Below are 20,328 nucleotides of genomic sequence, written 5' to 3' on the forward strand. Positions count from 1 at the left end.
TACCGACAGGAATCAGCCCCAACATTCTACAATCCTTATTGTAAAAGACGTTTCATTGTTTCAATTAATTCCGTAACAGGCACTTCCATTGATTCTCCTGTTTGGCGGACCTTCACTTCCACGACTCCTTCACCTGCACGCTTACCGACAGTCACACGAACAGGAATGCCGATCAAATCACTATCGGCAAATTTCACGCCTGGTCGCTCTTGGCGATCATCATAAAGCACCTCAAAACCGGCCTGTCCCAATTTTTCGTACCACTCATCTGCAAGCTGACGCTGCTCCTCGTTTTTCAAGTTGATCGGGATTAAATGAATGTGGAACGGAGCAACAGAGGCTGGCCAAACAAGACCGTTTTCATCGCCAAATTGCTCAGCAATAGCTGAAAGCAAGCGGGAAACACCAATGCCATAGCAGCCCATGATCATCGTTTGCGTACGTCCATTCTCATCAAGATAAGTAGCGTTCATTGCTTCACTATAACGAGTCCCTAATTTAAAAACATGGCCAACTTCAATTCCCCGGGCAAATCGGATCGTTCCTTTTCCATCTGGGGAAGGATCTCCTTCTTGAATAAAGCGCAAGTCGGCGTATTGTGAAACAGTAAAATCGCGGCCAGGATTCACTCCTGTATAATGATAGCCGTCTTCATTTGCGCCGCATATACCGTTGACAATCGCCTCAACCGCATAATCGGCAATGACTGTGACTGATGCATCTACAGCAATCGGTCCGAGAGATCCGATTGGACAATTCATTACCGCCTTTGTTTCCTCAGGAGAGGCGAGCTCTACTACAGAGGCTTCCAGCAGATTTTTCACTTTGACATCATTGGCCTCATGGTCGCCTCGAACAAGCACAAGCACATATTTTTCATCGACTTTGAAAAGCAAGGATTTAATGCATTTTTCCGGAGCTACCTGCAAAAATGCTGCTACTTCTTCAATTGTTTTCTGCTCTGGAGTATGCGCTTTTTTCAATTCTTTCAGCGGTTCTGTGCTTTTTTCGTACGTAGCAACAACTGGTGCCATTTCAATATTGGCAGCAAAATCCGAAGCATCTGAATAAGCTATTGTGTCTTCCCCAATATCAGACAACACCATAAACTCATGCGTATCTTTTCCGCCAATCGCTCCTGAATCAGCAATTACCGCGCGGAAATTTAAGCCGCAGCGCCGGAAAATATTCGAATAAGCTTCATACATTTTGTTGTATACTTCATCCAGGCTTTCTTTAGAAGTGTGGAAAGAATAAGCATCCTTCATAATGAACTCGCGACCGCGCAGCAAACCAAATCGCGGGCGCTTCTCATCGCGGAATTTTGTTTGAATTTGATAGAGTGTTAAAGGAAGTTTCTTATATGTTTTTACTTCATCGCGCACCAGCGCTGTAATCACTTCCTCATGAGTTGGTCCAAGCGCAAAATCCCGTTCATGTCGATCTTTTAGCCGCATCAGCTCCGGTCCATAAGAATACCAGCGGCCTGACTCCTGCCAAAGCTCAGCCTGTTGAAGAGCAGGCATCAATAATTCAATTGCCCCCGCCCGGTTCATTTCCTCGCGAATAATCGCTTCTACCTTTTGCAGCACGCGCCGTCCAAGCGGCAAAAAGGTATATACTCCGCTTGAGCTTTGGCGTATAAACCCCGCCCGCAGTAAAAGCTGGTGGCTTTTCACTTCTGCATCTGCTGGAACTTCGCGTAGCGTTGGAATAAACGATTGACTTTGTTTCATCTCATTGCACCTCTTCATTTGATATTACAGGAAAAATTTTTGAATATCATTCCATGTGACAACTAGCATTAAAAGCATTAAAAGCGCAAAACCGATAAAGTGTACCATTCCTTCTTTTTGTCGATCAATCGGTTTGCCGCGCAATCCTTCAATTGCAAAAAATAGAAGTCGGCCGCCATCAAGGGCCGGAAGCGGCAATAAATTAACAATCCCAAGGTTAATACTTAAAATGGCGCCCCATTTCATCAAGTAATAAATCCCTGATTGTGCCACTTTATTGGTCGATACAGCAATGCCAACCGGTCCAGATAGCATATCAAGAGAAAATTCTCCTGTTATAAGATGTCCTAAACCAACCACAATTTGCTTTGTCCAATAATAGGTTTCTAATGCTCCTTGCTTGAAAGAGCCGATCATCGATTTTTCCATTGGACTGTAAACACCTATCAACCCAATGGTCTGTCCTTCGACCGTCTGTGCCTTCGGTGTGACAGGCACATCAAGCACTTGATCGCCGCGTTTAATTTTAAATACAAGCTTCTCCTGTGGATGAGCGCGAATCGTTTCCACTACTTGCGTCCAAGTTGTCACAGGCGTGTCGTCGATCGAAAGCACGACATCTCCTTGCTTCAGCCCTGCTTGACGGGCTGCCCCATCTTTTGTCAATTCCCCCAGAATCGGTTTATCAATGGGGTATCCTTGCAAAAGACCGATCAGTACAAACACAATAAACGCCAATACAAAGTTCGCCAAAGGTCCCGCCACAATCGCTAAGGCTCGCTGTCCTAGTGTTTTGGAAGCAAATTGGCGATGATATGGGGCAATTTGAATTTCTTGATGGTCCATAACAAAAAAGGCTGGTTCAGCTACGGGAAAACGAACGAGCCGTTCCCCGGTCTCATCCTCATAGCCGGCAATATACATCTCGCGTTCCAGATCCGCTTGCTCGACCTCAATGATTTTAGCGTTTGGATATTCATCTTTATGGTTGACAATAATTTTCTGCACATGTCCTTCATGATTGAATTCAAGACCGACAAGCTGTCCCGGCTTGACCTCTACCATTTCCGGATCTTCCCCGGCCATGCGCACGAATCCTCCAAGCGGAAGTAAACGAATGGTGTATACGGTTTCCTTTCGTTTAAACGAAAATACTTTAGGACCAAATCCAATGGCAAATTCACGGCACAAGATTCCTGCACGCTTCGCAAAAATCAAATGTCCAAGCTCATGGAAAAAAACAAGCGCACCAAAGATGACAACAAATGCAACCACTGTTTGTAATGTATTCAAATTTTCAACCACCCTTTAAGTTAATAGTGACTGGATATAGCGCCGCGTTTCGCGGTCTACCTCGCGGATCTCGTCAAGTGACGGATTCTTAATCACCTCATGTTTCTCAAGCGCCTTTTCCACCATATCTTCTATCATTAAAAAGCGGATGCGCCCGCTCAAAAAAGCAGCAACTGCTTCTTCGTTGGCGGCGTTTAATACGGTCGGCAAGGAGCCTCCTGCTCGTCCTGCCTCGTAAGCAAATTGTAAACAACGATAGCGCTCGAAATCGATCTGTTGAAAATGCAGTGTTCCGATGTCCGCCAAATTTAGCTTCCTAGCGTCTGGCAGCCTGAAGCGATCTGGATACGTAAGCGCATATTGAATCGGTACGCGCATATCCGGTGTGCCAAGCTGCGCGATGACGCTGCTATCATGGAACTGGACGAGGGAATGGACGATGCTTTCTCTATGTAACAAAACATCAATTTGTTCATACGGCAATCCGAATAACCAATGGGCTTCAATCACTTCAAGTCCTTTATTCATCATCGTTGCCGAATCAATCGTAATTTTGGCCCCCATCGACCAATTTGGATGGCGTAGCGCATCCTCCACTGTCACATGGTGGAGCTGTTCGCGCGTACAGTCCCGGAAGCTTCCTCCTGAAGCTGTTAAAATAAGTTTTTCGACATTGTTGTGCTTTTCTCCTTGCAAGCATTGAAAAATCGCAGAATGCTCGCTATCAACCGGAAGCAATGCAACATTGTGGTTTTGCGCAGCTTTGGTTACAATGTGCCCCGCCGTGACCAATGTCTCTTTATTCGCCAAAGCAATGGTTTTACGCGCTTCAATTGCTTTTAATGTCGGAATCAGCCCGATGCTTCCCATCAATGCATTGACGACGATCGTAGCTTTCGAGTAGGTTGCTGCCTCAACGAGTCCTTCATCTCCAAAAATGATTTTAACGGATCCATGAAATTCACGATAAAGGGCATCGTAGACAGCAGAGTCGGCAACCGCCACAAGCTCAGGATGAAACTCTTCAATAATGGCCCGGGCTGCTTCGTGATTTTTCCCTATGGACATCGCCACAAGGCAAAACTGATCCGGATGGGAACGAATCACATCAAGCGTTTGCATACCGATGGATCCGCTTGCTCCTAATAAGCTAATATACTTCAACATCTTCACTCCTAACCTTTTACAACACCATACTCATAAACAAATGCAAAATTGGCAACATAAACAATAAACTATCAAATCGGTCTAAAATACCGCCATGTCCCGGCAAAATATTACCGGAATCCTTCACGTTATAATGCCGCTTAAATGCTGACTCTACTAAATCGCCCAGTTGTCCAACAATCGACAGAACCACCGTCACCACAAGGAGCCATGGGATACTTGCAAAAAAATGAGTGCACAGCTGGTAGACGATGGCCACAACAAGCGCACAAATCGTGCCGCCAATGGAGCCTTCTATCGTTTTATTCGGGCTGATTTCCGGCCAAAGCTTCCGTTTTCCAAACGCCCGGCCAGTAAAATAGGCGCCGGTATCCGTTGCCCAAATGATGAATAAGGCATAAAACATATAATGCAATCCGGCTAAGCGAGTCTCCATAAAATAATAAAAACCAAAGCCGACGTATAATGTAGCAAGCAGCGAAAAAGCTGCATCATCAAACGTGAAACGATTTTTTGTCGTGACTGTGTAGATGAGCACGAAAAGAACCGCAAGCAGCAACAGCTCCATTTTTTCGAGATGAACATTGTCAAGCCATGAGCTGCGCAAAAGCAGTCCCCATAATAAAAGAAAGCTCACAACAGACTCAGGCGAAAGCAGCTGCACACGCTTCATGCGCAAAAGCTCAAACAGCCCAATCGTTGCTAATACATATGTTACTATTATAAACGGAATTCCGCCAAAAATAACGATTGGCAAAAAAAGAGCGGCGGCTATAACTCCTGTAATCACTCTCTGCTTCATCTTGTTTAAATTCCTCCAAACCGGCGACCACGCTTTTGAAATTCCGCAATCGCTTCTAATAAATGCTGTTCTGTAAAATCTGGCCAAAGTACATCAGTAAACCAAAACTCGGTATAAGCAAGCTGCCAAAGCATAAAGTTGCTTAACCGAATTTCTCCGCTTGTACGAATCAGCAAATCAGGATCTTTTAAATTTCTAGTCATTAAATAAGAAGCCACTACTTCTTCATCGATTTGCTCCGCAGATAAATACCCTTGCTGCACCTGCTTTGCGATTTCTTTTACTGCGTGCGTAATTTCAGCGCGGCTGCCGTAATTTAATGCAAAATTTAAAATAAGACCTGTATTATGCTTCGTGTCTTCCACCGCTTTTTTAACAGCGGTCTGCGTATGCTCCGGAAGCTGATTGCAGTCCCCGATAACACGAACGGTTACGTTCTCTTCAATTAATTCCGGCAAAAAGGTGGTTAGAAACTGCTCGGGAAGCTTCATTAAATAGTCAACCTCGCTTTTGGGTCGCTTCCAGTTTTCAGTGGAGAACGCATAAAGTGTTAATACTTTAATTCCCAGTTCATTGGCAAAGCGAGTAATTTTGCGAACAACCTGCATCCCTTCATAATGTCCCGCAGCCCGCGGTAATGCCCGTTTTTTCGCCCAGCGGCCATTGCCATCCATAATGATAGCAACATGCTCAGGAACAGGCTGCTGCAAAATATTTTCTTTTGTATACTCAATCGAAAAATTCGATTGCTCTTTATGTTTCCAAATCTTATTAAACATCCTAGTCCTCCGCTTTTTCGATATTTTCAACATACTATGAGGCTAGTGTAATCAAGAAACAAAACATTCGTCAAACATGTACCTCATTTCGCTTTTTCATTATAGCAAAAAAACCCTCTTTGCACATAGAGGGTTTTTTGCATCAGCCAGCAAGAAGATTATACTTCCATTACTTCTTTTTCTTTTTCCTTTGTCAGAGCTTCGATTTTAGCGATATGCTCGTCGGTTATTTTTTGAATATCGTCTGTATAGCCACGCAATTCGTCTTCCGTAATGTCGCCGTTTTTCTCTAGCTTTTTCAAGTCATCGTTTGCATCGCGGCGAATATTACGAACGGCTACTTTCGCATCTTCTGAATATTTCTTGACAACCTTGACAAGCTCGCGGCGGCGCTCTTCTGTTAACGGCGGAATCGTAATGCGGATGACCGAGCCGTCATTGGATGGAGTTAATCCTAAATCAGAAGCCAAAATAGATTTTTCAATATCTTTTAAGATCGATTTGTCGTATGGTTGAATAACAAGCAAACGCGCTTCTGGGACCGTGATGCCCGCCAATTGATTGATCGGCGTCGATACCCCGTAGTAATCGACTGTAATTTTTTCAAGCAGCCCTGGATTCGCTCTTCCTGCGCGAATTCCGGCTAATTCGCGGCTAAAAGCCTGGACGGCTTTATCCATTTTTTCTTTTGTTGTTGTTAATACTTGCTTTGCCATGTTTATTTCCCCCTTACAATTGTTCCTATATTTTCGCCAAGAACAACGCGTTTTATATTGCCTTCCTCCATAATCGAAAATACAATTAACGGAATATCGTTATCCATACATAAAGAGGAAGCTGTTGAATCCATGACGCCTAGCCCTTGTTTAATGACATCAAGATATGAAAGCTGGTCATATTTCACTGCATTTTGATCGATTTTGGGATCAGCGTTGTAAACGCCGTCTACATTATTTTTCGCCATTAAAATAACGTCTGCTTCAATTTCTGCGGCACGAAGCGCAGCCGTTGTATCAGTGGAAAAATAAGGATTACCGGTGCCAGCAGCAAAAATGACGACACGTTTTTTCTCAAGGTGGCGAATCGCTCTTCTTCTTATGTATGGTTCTGCGACTTGACGCATTTCGATGGATGTCTGTACGCGCGTTTCCACCCCGAGATGCTCAAGGCTATCCTGAAGCGCCAGCGAATTCATGACGGTTGCAAGCATGCCCATATAATCAGCAGTAGCCCGGTCCATCCCCATTTCGCTGCCAATTTTTCCGCGCCAAATATTTCCTCCCCCAACTACAACAGCCACTTCCACACCCAGCTCTGCGATTTCTTTCACTTGCTTGGCAATGGATTTAATAATCGCGGGATTGATTCCAAATCCTTGATCCCCCGCTAAAGCTTCGCCGCTTAACTTCAGCACAACACGTTTATACTTTGGATTGCTCATGTTACTCCTCCGTGTAAGCTAATCTTTAAAAATAGGGAACACCTGTTGTGTTCCCTATTCCGCTTCGCTCATTACTTTCTAACTTGGTTCATTACTTCTTCAGCGAAGTTATCCTGGCGTTTTTCGATTCCTTCGCCCACTTCATAACGAACGAAGCTTTTTACTGTCGCACCATTTGTTTCAACAAATTGACGAACTTTCATATCTGGATTTTTTACAAACGATTGCTCTAGCAAGCAAATGTCTTCATAAAATTTATTTAAACGGCCCTCTACCATTTTTTCTACAATATTTTCTGGTTTTCCTTCGTTAAGAGCTTGTTGCTTTAATACTTCGCGCTCACGGTTAATTTCTTCCTGAGACACTTGATCGCGAGATACATATTTTGGATTAAGCGCTGCAATATGCATAGCTACATCCTTTGCAATCGCCTCATCTGTTGTTCCTTCTAGCACCGTCAATACGCCGATGCGTCCACCCATGTGAAGGTAAGCTCCAAACGCTGCATTGTCTCCTTTTTCAACAATTTCAAAGCGGCGAAGCGTTAGTTTTTCACCGATTTTGGCAATAGCGGCATTAATATGCTCTTCTACAGTTGTACCGTTATCCATTGTTTGCTGAAGCGCTGCTTCTACTGTTGCTGGCTTGTGCGTTAATAGATGAGCAGCAAGCTCTTTTACAAGCACTTTGAACCCTTCGTTTTTCGCTACGAAGTCAGTTTCAGAGTTTACTTCCAAAATAACAGCTGTATTGCCTTGCACTTCAATAAGTGTTGTTCCTTCCGCAGCAATTCGGTCCGCTTTTTTAGCTGCTTTCGCAATTCCTTTTTCGCGAAGCCAGTCAATTGCTTTCTCCATATCTCCGTTTGTTTCTGTGAGCGCTTTTTTACAATCCATCATGCCTGCGCCCGTTTTTTCACGTAACTCTTTTACCATTTGAGCTGTAATTGCCATAAGAATCATGTCCTCCTTCTAGTGTATACGCATATATGTAAACAAAATTCGCAGCGCAAATTTTGTTTGCTCCCGCCCTTTTTAGTATAGCCAAACAAGGGAGAATTTCTGTCTCAAAAAAAGGTGATAAAAGGCACTTCCCCTCTTATCACCTTTCCAAACTTTTTTGAAGCCTGTTTATTCAGCGGCTACAACAGCTTCTTCGCCTTGTTTTGCTTCTAAAATAGCATCTGCAATTTTTGCTGTGAGAAGTTTTACGGCACGGATCGCATCGTCGTTTGCCGGAATGACATAGTCAATTTCATCTGGATCGCAGTTTGTATCAACAATACCAACGATCGGGATATTTAATTTGCGCGCTTCTGCAACCGCGATGCGCTCTTTGCGAGGATCGATAACAAATAACGCATCTGGAAGCTGCTTCATTTCTTTAATACCGCCTAAAAATTTCTCTAAACGCTCTAGCTCTTTTTTCAAGCCAATCACTTCTTTTTTAGGCAATACATCAAATGTTCCGTCTTCTGCCATTTTTTCAATCTCTTTCAAGCGTTTAATCCGTTTTTGAATGGTTTCAAAGTTCGTTAATGTACCGCCTAACCAGCGCTGATTTACATAGAACATACCAGAACGTTCTGCTTCTTCTTTAACAGAGTCCTGTGCTTGCTTCTTTGTACCTACAAAAAGAACTTTTCCGCCATTTGCTGCTAATTCTCTAACAAAGTTGTAAGCTTCCTCAACTTTTTTTACTGTTTTTTGCAAATCGATAATATAAATGCCGTTGCGCTCAGTGAAGATATATTTTTTCATTTTAGGGTTCCAACGGCGCGTTTGATGTCCAAAATGAACACCTGCTTCAAGCAATTGTTTCATTGAAATCACTGACATTGATCTTTTCCTCCTGTAAATGGTTTCTTTCCTCCGCCTATTTCATCCTTAAGCAAGACTGAGACATCAGCACCATTGCTTAAATCCATAAGCGTGTGTATTCACACCATGTAAAAATATATCACAATTAAAAACGACAATCAAGCTGTATTTCGCTACATTTGCCGAAATTTGAGCAGCAGTTCAATTTCTGTTTTTCCTTTATTTAACAATTTAGCGATTTCTTCAATCGTTTTTCCTTCTTTTTGCAGCTGTTCTGCCTGTTCTGCAATAGAGGAAGGAGGGGATGGAACTTCCTTTTGCTGCTGGTTCGTTTCGCTGATTTCTATTCTGTCTTTGATAGTGTCAACCTGCTCCATCGGCGGCAGCCACTCATCATCCTTTACTGGAGCAGAATGCTGTTTAGGAACAGGCGATGGCTTCGTTTGCACACTGTCGCGGCTTCTCATCCTTTGCGACAACGCTTGCAAAAAGCGTTCATTTTCCTCTTTCCATTCCAACAAATAAGCTGAAATCGTCTCTTCCATCTCTTGAATAAGCTGTGATTGCTTTTTTTCAACCTCTTTTACCTTTGACAGCTGCAAATACAATAAAATGATGATAAAAAGAGAGAGAGCATGCAAGGCAAAGCTTACAGTCAATAAAAATGCGATCATTGAATTCTTCTACCCCATTAAATCGATATTTTTTCCTTTATATGGATGAACTTGTTTATGCTGTATCCCATGCTTTTCCTTTTCCCAACAGGCGCTTTGGGTGGTCTGTTTGCTTGTCACCTGCCGTTTCGCGCGTTCTTGCCGCTTCTGCATAGCTGCTGCTAATTGCGCTTGAGCAAGCCCAGATTGCTGCTGAAGCTGTTCTTGGATCTTTCCGATTTCGTTCATTCTCGGAAGTGCTACTTGCAATTCTACTAATTTCAAACTCATGCTTTCACTTCCTTTGCACAGACCGATTTTCTGGCATCATTAGCAATGAACCTTGTCTGTTTTTGAAGACGTTTGTCAGTCTGGGGAAACTCAGACGAAAGAAAGAGCGATCATATAAAGAGGAAACCGCTATCGAAAGGCTCGTCTCTGCTATGATCTAACCAAATCGTCCTGTATTCCCTCCACACATCCTTATGGCAAACTGCTTTCATTCCTTATTTTTGTCACCGCCGACAAACAGACAGCTTGTCGGTTTGACCTTATCTATATTGGTTCAAGCACGCTAAATTGCCCGAAAACCCATCTGCATGTTTTAGATGATGAAAACAGCTTTCACCAACGGCGCTCAACTGGCTGATGAGTTCATTATAACACTTGTGTTAATATTTTTCGCAGTTTAAAAATCGCTTTTGAATGTATTTGTGAAATCCGCGATGTCGATAATCCCATAATTTGTCCAATTTCGGTCAAGGTTAACTCCTCTTTATAAAACAAGCTGATCACAAGCTGTTCTTTTTCGTTTAGCTGCTTAATAACAGCAGCAAGCTGCTCATACATTTCTTGTCTTAGAACCGCCTCTTCGGGCGACGACGTTTTTTCATCACGCAGCGTTAGCGGGCTGTTTTCTTCTTCTTCGTTTTCCTTCGACCAATCATCAAGAGATAAAATATTAGCAAAAAACCCCTCATTCATGACTGAACATACTTCTTCTTCAGTCATGCCTAGTTCATCTGCGACTTCTTTGGCAGTCACTGTCCGCATATGCCGCTGCTCCATTTTCGCAATGGCGGCTTCAATTTTTTTCGCCTTTTCTCTTGTGCTGCGAGGGAGCCAGTCTTCCTTCCGCAATCCGTCTAAAATGGCGCCGCGAATTCGAAACGAAGCATACGTATCAAATTTTAAGTCGCGAGAAGGATCAAATCTTTCAAGCGCGTCGTAAAGCCCCATTAATCCAAAGCTGATTAAATCTTGTTTGTTTACAGTTTTGGGCAATGATACAGCAATTCGTTGTACTTGATAATACACAAGCGGCATGTATCTTTGTACAAGCTCATCTCCCGCTTGTGGATCACGCTTATCAATCCAATTGTCCCAATAATTTTGCTCCTTGCGCGCTGAGGCGTTTGTCATGATACTCCTCCCCGTTCATCCTGAAACTGCTTGATGGCATATGTTCATTAACCGTCTTTTTCGTCATGGAGCATATGCCGAATGTAAGCGGCAACCTGCTGTGCTTCTTCTTTTGTAAGTCCTTCCGTTAATGGTTGCAGCTCGTTGGCATCCAGCGAATGTGAAGGCTTTTTCTTTGCTTGGACCGATTCTCTACTAATATAGGCAAACATCCATTGAAACACATAGCCGCTCACAAAGAAGGCGATAAAAGAGACCGCGCTGCGTAAAAGCGTCGTAGCTATTGTATGGGCAGGAAACGATAAGAAAAACACCAACATAAATCCAGCTGTTCCGAATAATACCCGACCCGTCAATGCACGAACCATCTATATTTCTTTTACTCCTTGGTTAACTGTGCGAATAAATAAAAGACCTGTTTGCGGATTAAATTCAATCGTTCTTCCGCTGTTTCCTCCCACATCTTCGGCCACGATCGGAATATGGAAGCGTTGCAGCTGCTGCTTGACCGCTTCAACATTTCTTGGTCCAATCCTCATCATGTCCGTATTGGCTGAATGAAACTGAAACATTTGTGCTCCGCCAGCCATTTTCGCTTTAAGGGCGCTTTTTCTGCCGCCCGCTTTTACAACAAGCGATATAAGCGCTTCTATTGCCGTATCTGCGTATTTGGCTACATTTAGGCTTTCCGACCTTGCCAGCGATGAACTAGGCAGCATCACATGCGCCAATCCAGCAACTCCTTTCATCAAATCAAAAACGACAACACCAACGCAAGACCCTAATCCAGATGTACGAATAAGATAAGGCACCTGAACGACATTCATATCAGCAATCCCTACTTTTATGACGTTCACAATTTCATTCATGACAGTTCGACACCTAGTGAACGAAAAATAGGGGTAAATGAATCAGGATCAGGAAGAAGAAAGAAATGGCCATTCACGCTATCTTGCGGCTGGTGTTCTTCATGAACGGCTGTATCAATCACGATTGCATAATCGCCAACCCGTGACAGCTCCAGCAGCCCGTATTGCAAAATCGCTCCGATCATATCAATGGTCAGTGCCGGCACTGACGGATACAGCTTTAAATGGGTGAAATCAGCTAAAGCAGAAAGATACGACCCTGCTAATATATTTCCTAATTCTTGCAAAGCAGATAGGCCAAGATCGGACTGTGGCGAGGCAAACGAAAATTGGTGATCACCCGTCATTTGCTTTATAAATTGTTCCGCTTGCGGCAACGATAAAACAAAAAACATATTTCCCGGCGCTTCGCCTTCAATTCTTAGAAAAACAGCAGCTACAACCTGTTCCGCTCCCCCGACTAAGTCCATCATTTCATCAAATGAGACAACCTGAACATTCGGCACCTTCATTTCAATTTTTTTATTTAACAGCTTGGAGAGTGCCGTAGCTGCATTTCCAGCGCCAATATTGCCTATTTCTCGCAAAATATCCATATGATCCGCATTTAAGCGATTGACATTTGACATGGTTAAACGTCCCCTCTATCTATTTACGCTAAAACTGATTTTTCGGCATCCAGTACTTTTTCTAAGTTTAATAAAATTAATAATCTCTTGCCAACCTTCGCCACTCCGTTAATATAATCAGCCTCTATGGCTTCAATTACTTCTGGAGGGGGCTCGATGCTCTTGACTGGTATATCCAACACATCGTTTGCAGCATCCACGATCAGACCGACCTCAATTTCGCCAAGCGCAACGATAATCACTCGGGTCTGCTCATTAAACGATTGTGATTCAATACCAAACCGCTCTCGCAAATCAATAATCGGAGTCACAACCCCACGTAAATTAATCACTCCTTTTACAAACTTAGGAGTTCTTGGAACGCGAGTAATATGCTGAACTTTTTCAATCGAACGAACCTGCTGTACAGGAATTGCGTATTCTTCATCCTTCAATTGAAAAACAATCACTTTTAATTCCGTTTCCCGAACTTCCACCATTTTCTCCATTCCTCCTTAGGACCATGCGGCATCTCTATAACAGGTCTATTTGATCAATGCATTGCAATCAATAATTAATGCAACCTGTCCATCTCCCAAGATGGTAGCGCCTGAAATGGCAAACACGGATGTTAAATAATTGCCAAGCGACTTTAAAACGACCTCTTGCTGACCGATAAATGAATCCACCACAAGACCTGCCATTTTTTCTCCTTTGCGCACAATAACGACGGAAAGAAAATCCTCTTCTTCTTTCACAGCAGGCACTTCAAACACATCTTTTAAGAATAAGAGCGGGACAACTTTTCCGCGGAAATCAATCACCTTTTGATGATGCGCATGCAAAACATCTTCTTTTTTAATAATCGCTGTTTCAATAATCGAAGAAAGCGGAATCGCATATTTTTCATGCTGAATTTCTACCAGCATGACAGAAATAATCGATAATGTTAAAGGCAGTTGAATGGAGAAAATCGAGCCGCTGCCTTCTTCGGAATCAATGGTTACAGATCCGCCAAGCGATTCGATTGTGTTTTTAACAACATCAAGACCGACGCCGCGTCCTGAAATATCGGAAATTTTATCCGCCGTGGAAAAGCCAGATGCAAAGATAAGCTCACATATTTGTTTATCTGTTAAATTGGCGACATTTTGCTTAGAAATAACTCCCTTATTGATCGCCTTTTGCAATACTTTTTCGCGATTGATGCCAGCTCCATCATCCTCAATTTCAATAAACACATGATTTCCGCTATGATACGCTTTCAGCTTCACGGTGCCTTCCTCCGGCTTGCCTTTGGCACGGCGCACCTCTGGCATTTCGATGCCATGATCAATCGCATTGCGCAGCAAATGGACAAGCGGATCGCCAATTTCATCAATAACGGTGCGGTCTAATTCTGTTTCCGCTCCGATAATCTCCAAGTTGATTTTTTTACCTAAATCGCGCGCCAATTGCCGAACCATGCGCGGGAAACGATTGAAGACCGTTTCGACCGGAACCATGCGCATATTCAAAATAATATTTTGTAAATCGCTTGAAATGCGCGACATTCTTTCTACTGTTTCGTGGAGCTCTGGGTGATTCAGTTCACGAGAAATTTGCTCCAATCTCCCTCTGTCAATGACTAGCTCTTCGAATAAATTCATGAGAATATCCAAGCGCTCAATGTTGACTCGGATCGTTTTATTGGCCGCCGCCTGCTTATGCGCTGTTTCCTTTTCTTTTTGCTCCGTTTTTTCAACAGTCACAGCCACCTCTTCTGATTCCTGTGCGGCTACCACTTCTGTCTCTTTAGGAACCGCCTCCTGAGCCGACTTGAATTGATCGACATCAATCGCATGAACAACTACTTCTTCTATCTCAGACACTTTCATAATCCGCTCATAGATTTGCTCTGTCGGTTCCTTCGTAACAACCGTAACGATAAATTCTTGGTCAAACTGCTCTTCCTCTAGCTGCTCGACAGGAGGATTCGATTTGATAACTTCTCCCGCTTGATTGAGCACTTCAAATACCATGAACACGCGCGCCGCCTTTAGCAAACAATCCGCGCGCAACTTGACACGAATTTCATATGCATAAAATCCTTGTTCTTTCGATTGCTGAAGAATGTTGTATTCAAATTCTCCATAGGTTTGAACGAGAGCTGGAGCGGTATTCACAGCTTCCTGTTTTGTTTCAGAAGCAAAGGATGGCACTTCCCCTTTTTCAATTTGTTTGAGCTGCTGTACAACTTCATGGACATCCCGCTTTCCATCCCCTCCTTCCGCAATGGAATTCACCATTGCCTCTAAATCATCGACAGCTGAAAAAACAACATCAAGCAAATCCGCTGTCACGACAATCTTATGGTTGCGAATTCCATCAAGCACATTTTCCATTTGGTGGGTTAAATTCGCTAAATCTTCAAACCCCATTGTTGCCGACATTCCCTTAAGAGTATGGGCAGAACGGAAAATTTCATTGACAATTGAAAGATCTTCCGGATTTTTTTCCAGCTCTAATAGCTGTTCATTAATCGTTTGCAAATGCTCTTTGCTTTCATCGATAAAAATCTCTAAATATTGACTCATATCCATGGCTCTACACCCCTTGCCTGCCTACATATTTCATAATGGTTTCGGCAATTTCTTCTAACGGAACAACATCGTCGACTAAACGGGTGGAAATAGCAGATTTAGGCATCCCAAACACCACTGCTGTATCCTCTGATTCAGCAATCGCTTTTGTATGTCCAACGGCTTTCAATTGCTTTAATCCTGCCGTTCCGTCAGACCCCATTCCTGTCATGATCACAGCAATTTTTTCATACTCACTTAACATGCTAACGGATTCAAATAACACATCAACCGAAGGACGGTGCCCATTTCTCGGTGGAGAATCATCAATATGAGCGACAAGTCCTTTGCCTGATGACACGACTGAAAAATGCGCGCCACCTGGAGCAATATAGGCCACTCCTTGCTTGAGCACTTCCTGATGCTCCGCTTCTTTGACAGAGATGGCGCAAAGCGAGTTAAGCCGCTGAGCAAGCGATTTTGTAAATCCTTTTGGCATATGCTGAACAATGACAATCGGTGCCTCAATATGAGCTGGAAGTTGTGTCAGCACCTGCTGTAAGGCTCGCGGTCCCCCTGTCGATGTACCGATACAGATGATTTTTTTCCTATGATTTTGCGATGATGTCTTTATATCCATTTTACTATACGAACTTTGTTGGAAACTAGCGATTATTGGAATAATCTCTTGATTTTTCATTCCGTGCAAATTAGCACGGCTGGCGAGGATCACTTTTTCAATTATTTGCTCTTTTACTTTATAAAGATCGAGAGAGATATGGCCAGACGGCTTTGTAACAAAATCAACAGCACCGTAGTGCATAGCAGCAATCGTGCTTTCAGCTCCTTCTTTTGTCGTACTTGACAGCATAACAACAGGAAGCGGGTGATGTTTCATGATTTGCTGTAACGCCTCAAGTCCATTCATGATTGGCATTTCAACATCTAAAGTCACAACATCTGGTTTTAATGATTGAATTTTTTGAAGCGCATCTTGACCATTTCTCGCCACACCAACGACCTCTATTTGTGAATGTTCCGACAAAAAGTCCGCAATGACCTTTCTCATAAAGGCGGAGTCATCGACAACTAGTACCTTGATTTTCTCCATAAACTCTCTACCTTTCTAAAAAAAGTTGTCTAAGCTTGGTAAAAAAGCTTGCTGGGCGAGAAACGCTCGATTCGTCAGCCGTCTGGTCAGATAAATAACGATCTGTAAGCTCCACCATTGCACGGCTTATTTTGGTGGAAGGATCCAATAACAAAAAAGGGGTTTGTCTTGCTACCGCTTTAGAAACGATACGGTCTTCCGGCAACACTCCCAAGCCCGTCACCTCTCTCCTGAGAAAACGCTTCATCGCATTTTTTAGGCGTTGCAGTGTTTCTCGGCCTTCCTGGTCTGTCTGGGCACGATTAACAACTAAGTAAAACGGAATTTCTTTTTCTTGTAAATGAATATATTTCATGGCTGCATAAGCGTCAGTAATGGAAGTCGGCTCAGGTGTTGTAATGACAAAAATCTCATGAACCGCCATCAGCAGCTGTAAGCGATCCTCCGAAATCCCCGCCCCCATGTCAAAAATGAAATAATCGTACTGCTCGGAAACCAGCTGGAGCTGTTCTATAAAATAAGCCGTTTTCTCTTGATCCATTGTAAAAATTTTGGTTAAACCCGTTCCTCCAGCAATAAATGATAGATTGCCTGTTCCTTTTTTAATAAGCTCTTCAATCGAAACATGGCGTTCAAATAAATCAATAATCGTTGTGGAAGTGGATTGTCCAAGTAAAATATCAATATTCCCCATACCGATGTCCATATCGAACAACAGCACATGAAATCCACGCTTCGATAGAGTAAGAGCAAAATTTAATGAAAAGTTTGATTTTCCAACGCCGCCTTTTCCGCTCACTACAGCAATTGCTTTCATCGCTTTTTTTTGATTCATATGATTCAACAATCGGCGTAAGCTTTCTGCCTGATCTCTCATGATGACTCGACCCCAAGCAACATATTGACAATTTTTTCAGGCGATGCTTCAATAATGTCGTCTGGGACGTTTTGACCATTTGTCAAGTAGGCAGCCCCAATTTGATAATCTGTCATTAAATTATACATCGCCCCGTAGTGACTTGTTTCGTCCAGTTTTGTAAAAATAAAACGATGGATTTTAATAAGCGAAAATTGCTCGCAAATTTCTTTCATGTCCGTCCATTTTCCTGTTAGCGAGAGGACAAGATATGTTTCCATTTCTTCATCAAAATCCATCACCTCTTGCAAATCCTGGACGTATTGGCGATTTCTAAAATTACGCCCCGCTGTATCGATCAATACGAGATCATATGAAGCAAATTTATTTTTCGCCTTCCGAAAATCTTCCATGTTATAACAAACCTCAAGCGGCACGTTTAAAATTTTGGCATATGTTTTTAATTGATCGATCGCCGCAATACGATAGGTATCAGTCGTAATAAAGGCTACTTTCTTATGGTGCTTCAACACGCCATTGGCAGCGATCTTCGCTAATGTCGTTGTTTTCCCGACACCAGTCGGCCCCACTACATTTACATATTTCCGCTGAAAAGAGAGACCCCCGAATGATAGATGCTCAAGTTTGTTCTGTAGAATTTCCTTCACCCATATCATCGCTTGCTTTTTTGTAGCTGTTTCACGATGCAAATACCATTTTTCAACGGCTTCAGCCATGATCTCTTGCCGAAGCGCACTGGATAACTCCTGCTGAGCTAGCCTTTCATTTACTTCATTTAACGGCTGCGGATACACCGCGAAATGAGTGGTGACATTTGTTGATAACTGCCTCAGCATTTCCTTCATTTCATTTAGCTCATGCAGCAACGCGCCATCCTGAGTTTTTGTTTCCATCGATTTAAACGCTCCAGAGTTCAGTTGAACGTGCTTGTGCTTTTTTTCATTTCCAGCCAATCGGACTGGTTTCGGATCAACGGCTGCGATCACCTCGATGTTTTTTTTGGTAAACAGCCCGAAAAATCCTCCCTTATGAACTACCTTCGAATTTAAAATGACGGCATCCTTCCCTAACTCTGCCCGAATCATTTTCATCGCTTCCGGCATTGATGGAGCAATAAATTTTTTGACCTTCATTCAATATCCACCACCCCAACACTTTGGACTTCTACATTTGCCTCTAATTCATTATAGGACAACACTGGAATATGGGGAAAATATCGCTCAGTCAATTGACGTACATACATTCGGACAGCAGGGGAACAAAGTAAGATTGGCGTCTGACTCGTAAAAGCATGCTGTTCGAATTGAACCCCTATCGCTTCTATAATGGCTTGTGACAAAGATGGATCAAGCGATAAGTAATTTCCGTGCTCCGTTTGATGCACTCCTTCAGCAATGGCCTTTTCTACTTTTCCTGACACCGTAATGACTTTTAAAGGTTCTCCTTGTACGACATACTGGCTCGTAATTTGTCGTGCCAGCGCTTGACGCACATATTCCGTTAATAAATCGGCATCGCTTGTCATTCTCCCAAAATCAGCCAATGTTTCAAAAATCACAGGCAAATTGCGAATCGACACCTTTTCCCGCAGCAGCTTTGCTAATACTTTTTGTACATCTCCAACGGAAAGAGGAGTCGGTGTTACTTCCTCGACTAAAATAGGATACGATTCCTTTAGATGATCGATAAGCTGTTTCGTTTCCTGTCTTCCAAGCAGCTCATGCGCATGTGCTTTCAACACCTCTGTTATATGAGTGGAAACAACAGACGGCGGATCAACAACCGTATAGCCAAACATCTCCGCTTGTTCTTTCATTTCCTCGGAAATCCATTTTGCTGGCAAACCAAATGCAGGTTCAATTGTATCAATCCCCTGCACAGAATCATCCTCGACCCCAGGGCTCATAGCCAAATAATGATCGAGCAACAGTTCGCCTTTAGCGACTTCATCGCCTTTTATTTTTAGACGATATTCATTCGGCTGCAGCTGGATATTATCACGAATCCGCACAACAGGGATGACAAGGCCTAGCTCTAATGCCAGTTGTCGCCGAATCATGACAATGCGGTCAAGCAAATCCCCGCCCTGGCTCGCATCGGCTAACGGAATGAGCGCATAGCCAAATTCGAATTCAATGGGATCAACACTTAATAAATTGACCACGCTTTCCGGACTCTTCATTTGATCGATTTCCACTTCTTCCGCTTGCTCTCCCATCGCCGCTTCTTGCTCCTTTTCCGCTTTTGTGGAGAAGCGATAGCCGCCAAGAGCGAGCAGGCCAGCAATAGGAATGGTTAACACATCGTTAATCGGAGTAAACAAGCCGAGTAAAAAAATCGTTCCAGCAGTCACATACAGCATTTTTGGAAAGGCAAATAGCTGCTTCATAACATCCGCGCCAAGATTGCTATCTGATGCTGCTCTTGTTACAACAATGCCGGTCGCAGTAGAAATAAGAAGGGCGGGAATCTGACTGACAATACCGTCTCCAACTGTTAGTAATGTATAGCGATGCGCTGCTTCTGATACATCTAACCCTTGCTGTACAACACCAACAACCATACCAAATAACATATTAATAATAACAATGATAATACCAGCGATCGCATCGCCCTTGACAAACTTACTCGCTCCATCCATTGCTCCATAAAAATCGGCTTCTTGTGCTACCTTTTCGCGACGTTGACGCGCTTCCTGTTCAGAAATCATTCCGGCATTAAGATCGGCATCAATGCTCATTTGCTTTCCGGGCATGGCATCCAGAGTAAAGCGGGCTGCTACCTCTGAAACACGCTCTGCCCCCTTCGTAATCACGATGAACTGAATAATAATTAAAATTAAAAATACAACAAAGCCAACAACAACGTTTCCGCCAACGACAAACGTTCCGAATGTTTCAACAACACCGCCGGCCTCGCCTTTACTTAGAATCGAACGGGTCGTCGATACGTTTAATCCTAAACGAAATAGCGTAAGCAGCAAGAGCAACGACGGAAAAATAGAAAACTGCAGCGGCTCGCGCATATTCATTGAAGTAAGGAGGACGAGCAAAGCAAGAGAAATATTAATCATAATTAACAGGCTCAGAAGCCACGTTGGCAGCGGAATAATGAGCATAGCTACAATCAGGACAACCATTAATAATACAGACAAGTCTCTTGCTGGCATAATCTTTCGCTCCTTGGATA

21 protein-coding genes are annotated in these 20,328 nt (G+C 43.2%); all 21 read right to left on the reverse strand.

Going from position 1 to position 20,328, the window contains the following annotated elements; genetic code table 11:
* Window positions 1–35 precede the first annotated feature (35 nt).
* The 21 genes from GGQ95_RS01890 to flhA all read right to left on the reverse strand — a co-directional run bounded on the left by GGQ95_RS01890 (window position 36) and on the right by flhA (window position 20,308).
* The gene (locus tag GGQ95_RS01890; protein WP_183186271.1) at window positions 36–1,736 is read right to left on the reverse strand and encodes a proline--tRNA ligase; all 1,701 of its coding nucleotides are present in this window, start codon (window positions 1,734–1,736) and stop codon (window positions 36–38) included.
* A gap of 24 nt (window positions 1,737–1,760) precedes the next feature.
* On the reverse strand, window positions 1,761–3,029 hold the full coding sequence (rseP, locus tag GGQ95_RS01895) for an RIP metalloprotease RseP (protein WP_159719611.1): 1,269 nt from the start codon (window positions 3,027–3,029) through the stop codon (window positions 1,761–1,763).
* Window positions 3,030–3,044: 15 nt separating this feature from the next.
* Entirely contained in the window at window positions 3,045–4,193 is a 1,149-nt protein-coding gene (gene dxr / locus GGQ95_RS01900; RefSeq protein WP_183186272.1) for a 1-deoxy-D-xylulose-5-phosphate reductoisomerase, read from the reverse strand.
* Between the two features lie 19 nt (window positions 4,194–4,212).
* The gene (locus tag GGQ95_RS01905) at window positions 4,213–4,998 is read right to left on the reverse strand and encodes a phosphatidate cytidylyltransferase (protein WP_159719609.1); all 786 of its coding nucleotides are present in this window, start codon (window positions 4,996–4,998) and stop codon (window positions 4,213–4,215) included.
* Between the two features lie 5 nt (window positions 4,999–5,003).
* A complete protein-coding gene (gene uppS / locus GGQ95_RS01910; protein WP_183186273.1) occupies window positions 5,004–5,777 on the reverse strand; it encodes an undecaprenyl pyrophosphate synthase in 774 nt (257 codons plus the stop codon).
* 158 nt (window positions 5,778–5,935) lie between these two features.
* The gene (gene frr / locus GGQ95_RS01915; protein WP_044746111.1) at window positions 5,936–6,493 is read right to left on the reverse strand and encodes a ribosome recycling factor; all 558 of its coding nucleotides are present in this window, start codon (window positions 6,491–6,493) and stop codon (window positions 5,936–5,938) included.
* 2 nt (window positions 6,494–6,495) lie between these two features.
* Window positions 6,496–7,218 (reverse strand): UMP kinase, encoded by a 723-nt coding sequence (gene pyrH, locus GGQ95_RS01920; RefSeq protein WP_044746112.1) that lies wholly within the window; start codon window positions 7,216–7,218, stop codon window positions 6,496–6,498.
* Between the two features lie 71 nt (window positions 7,219–7,289).
* Complete coding sequence (tsf, locus tag GGQ95_RS01925) at window positions 7,290–8,171, reverse strand: translation elongation factor Ts (RefSeq protein WP_066147271.1); 882 nt, start codon at window positions 8,169–8,171, stop codon at window positions 7,290–7,292.
* Between the two features lie 177 nt (window positions 8,172–8,348).
* Entirely contained in the window at window positions 8,349–9,056 is a 708-nt protein-coding gene (rpsB, locus tag GGQ95_RS01930; RefSeq protein WP_044746114.1) for a 30S ribosomal protein S2, read from the reverse strand.
* Between the two features lie 155 nt (window positions 9,057–9,211).
* On the reverse strand, window positions 9,212–9,712 hold the full coding sequence (locus GGQ95_RS01935; RefSeq protein WP_066147269.1) for a hypothetical protein: 501 nt from the start codon (window positions 9,710–9,712) through the stop codon (window positions 9,212–9,214).
* Between the two features lie 9 nt (window positions 9,713–9,721).
* Window positions 9,722–9,982, reverse strand: a complete 261-nt coding sequence (locus tag GGQ95_RS01940) for a hypothetical protein (RefSeq protein WP_066147267.1) — start codon at window positions 9,980–9,982, stop codon at window positions 9,722–9,724.
* Between the two features lie 366 nt (window positions 9,983–10,348).
* Window positions 10,349–11,113, reverse strand: a complete 765-nt coding sequence (locus GGQ95_RS01945; RefSeq protein WP_044746117.1) for a FliA/WhiG family RNA polymerase sigma factor — start codon at window positions 11,111–11,113, stop codon at window positions 10,349–10,351.
* Window positions 11,114–11,160: 47 nt separating this feature from the next.
* A complete protein-coding gene (locus GGQ95_RS01950; protein ID WP_044746118.1) occupies window positions 11,161–11,481 on the reverse strand; it encodes a hypothetical protein in 321 nt (106 codons plus the stop codon).
* Window positions 11,482–11,982, reverse strand: a complete 501-nt coding sequence (locus tag GGQ95_RS01955) for a chemotaxis protein CheD (RefSeq protein ID WP_044746119.1) — start codon at window positions 11,980–11,982, stop codon at window positions 11,482–11,484. It abuts the gene before it with no gap.
* Window positions 11,979–12,611 (reverse strand): chemotaxis protein CheC, encoded by a 633-nt coding sequence (locus GGQ95_RS01960; RefSeq protein WP_044746120.1) that lies wholly within the window; start codon window positions 12,609–12,611, stop codon window positions 11,979–11,981. Before GGQ95_RS01960 ends, GGQ95_RS01955 begins: the two co-directional genes overlap by 4 nt.
* Window positions 12,612–12,634: 23 nt before the next feature.
* Window positions 12,635–13,090 carry a chemotaxis protein CheW gene (locus GGQ95_RS01965; protein ID WP_044746121.1) on the reverse strand — a complete coding sequence of 152 codons (456 nt, stop codon included), beginning with the start codon at window positions 13,088–13,090 and terminating at the stop codon, window positions 12,635–12,637.
* Between the two features lie 45 nt (window positions 13,091–13,135).
* Complete coding sequence (locus GGQ95_RS01970; RefSeq protein ID WP_066147265.1) at window positions 13,136–15,172, reverse strand: chemotaxis protein CheA; 2,037 nt, start codon at window positions 15,170–15,172, stop codon at window positions 13,136–13,138.
* Window positions 15,173–15,176: 4 nt separating this feature from the next.
* Window positions 15,177–16,262: a protein-glutamate methylesterase/protein-glutamine glutaminase gene (locus GGQ95_RS01975; protein WP_044746123.1), complete on the reverse strand. Its 1,086-nt coding sequence runs from the start codon at window positions 16,260–16,262 to the stop codon at window positions 15,177–15,179.
* A gap of 7 nt (window positions 16,263–16,269) precedes the next feature.
* A complete protein-coding gene (locus GGQ95_RS01980) occupies window positions 16,270–17,139 on the reverse strand; it encodes a MinD/ParA family protein (protein ID WP_183186274.1) in 870 nt (289 codons plus the stop codon).
* Window positions 17,136–18,272, reverse strand: a complete 1,137-nt coding sequence (gene flhF / locus GGQ95_RS01985) for a flagellar biosynthesis GTPase FlhF (RefSeq protein ID WP_044746125.1) — start codon at window positions 18,270–18,272, stop codon at window positions 17,136–17,138. Before flhF ends, GGQ95_RS01980 begins: the two co-directional genes overlap by 4 nt.
* Window positions 18,269–20,308 (reverse strand): flagellar biosynthesis protein FlhA, encoded by a 2,040-nt coding sequence (gene flhA, locus GGQ95_RS01990; protein WP_183186275.1) that lies wholly within the window; start codon window positions 20,306–20,308, stop codon window positions 18,269–18,271. Before flhA ends, flhF begins: the two co-directional genes overlap by 4 nt.
* Between the last annotated feature and the right edge of the window lie 20 nt (window positions 20,309–20,328).

It is taken from the genome of Anoxybacteroides rupiense (genome assembly GCF_014196195.1).
In the GTDB taxonomy this organism is placed as follows: Bacteria; Bacillota; Bacilli; order Bacillales; family Anoxybacillaceae; genus Anoxybacteroides; species Anoxybacteroides rupiense.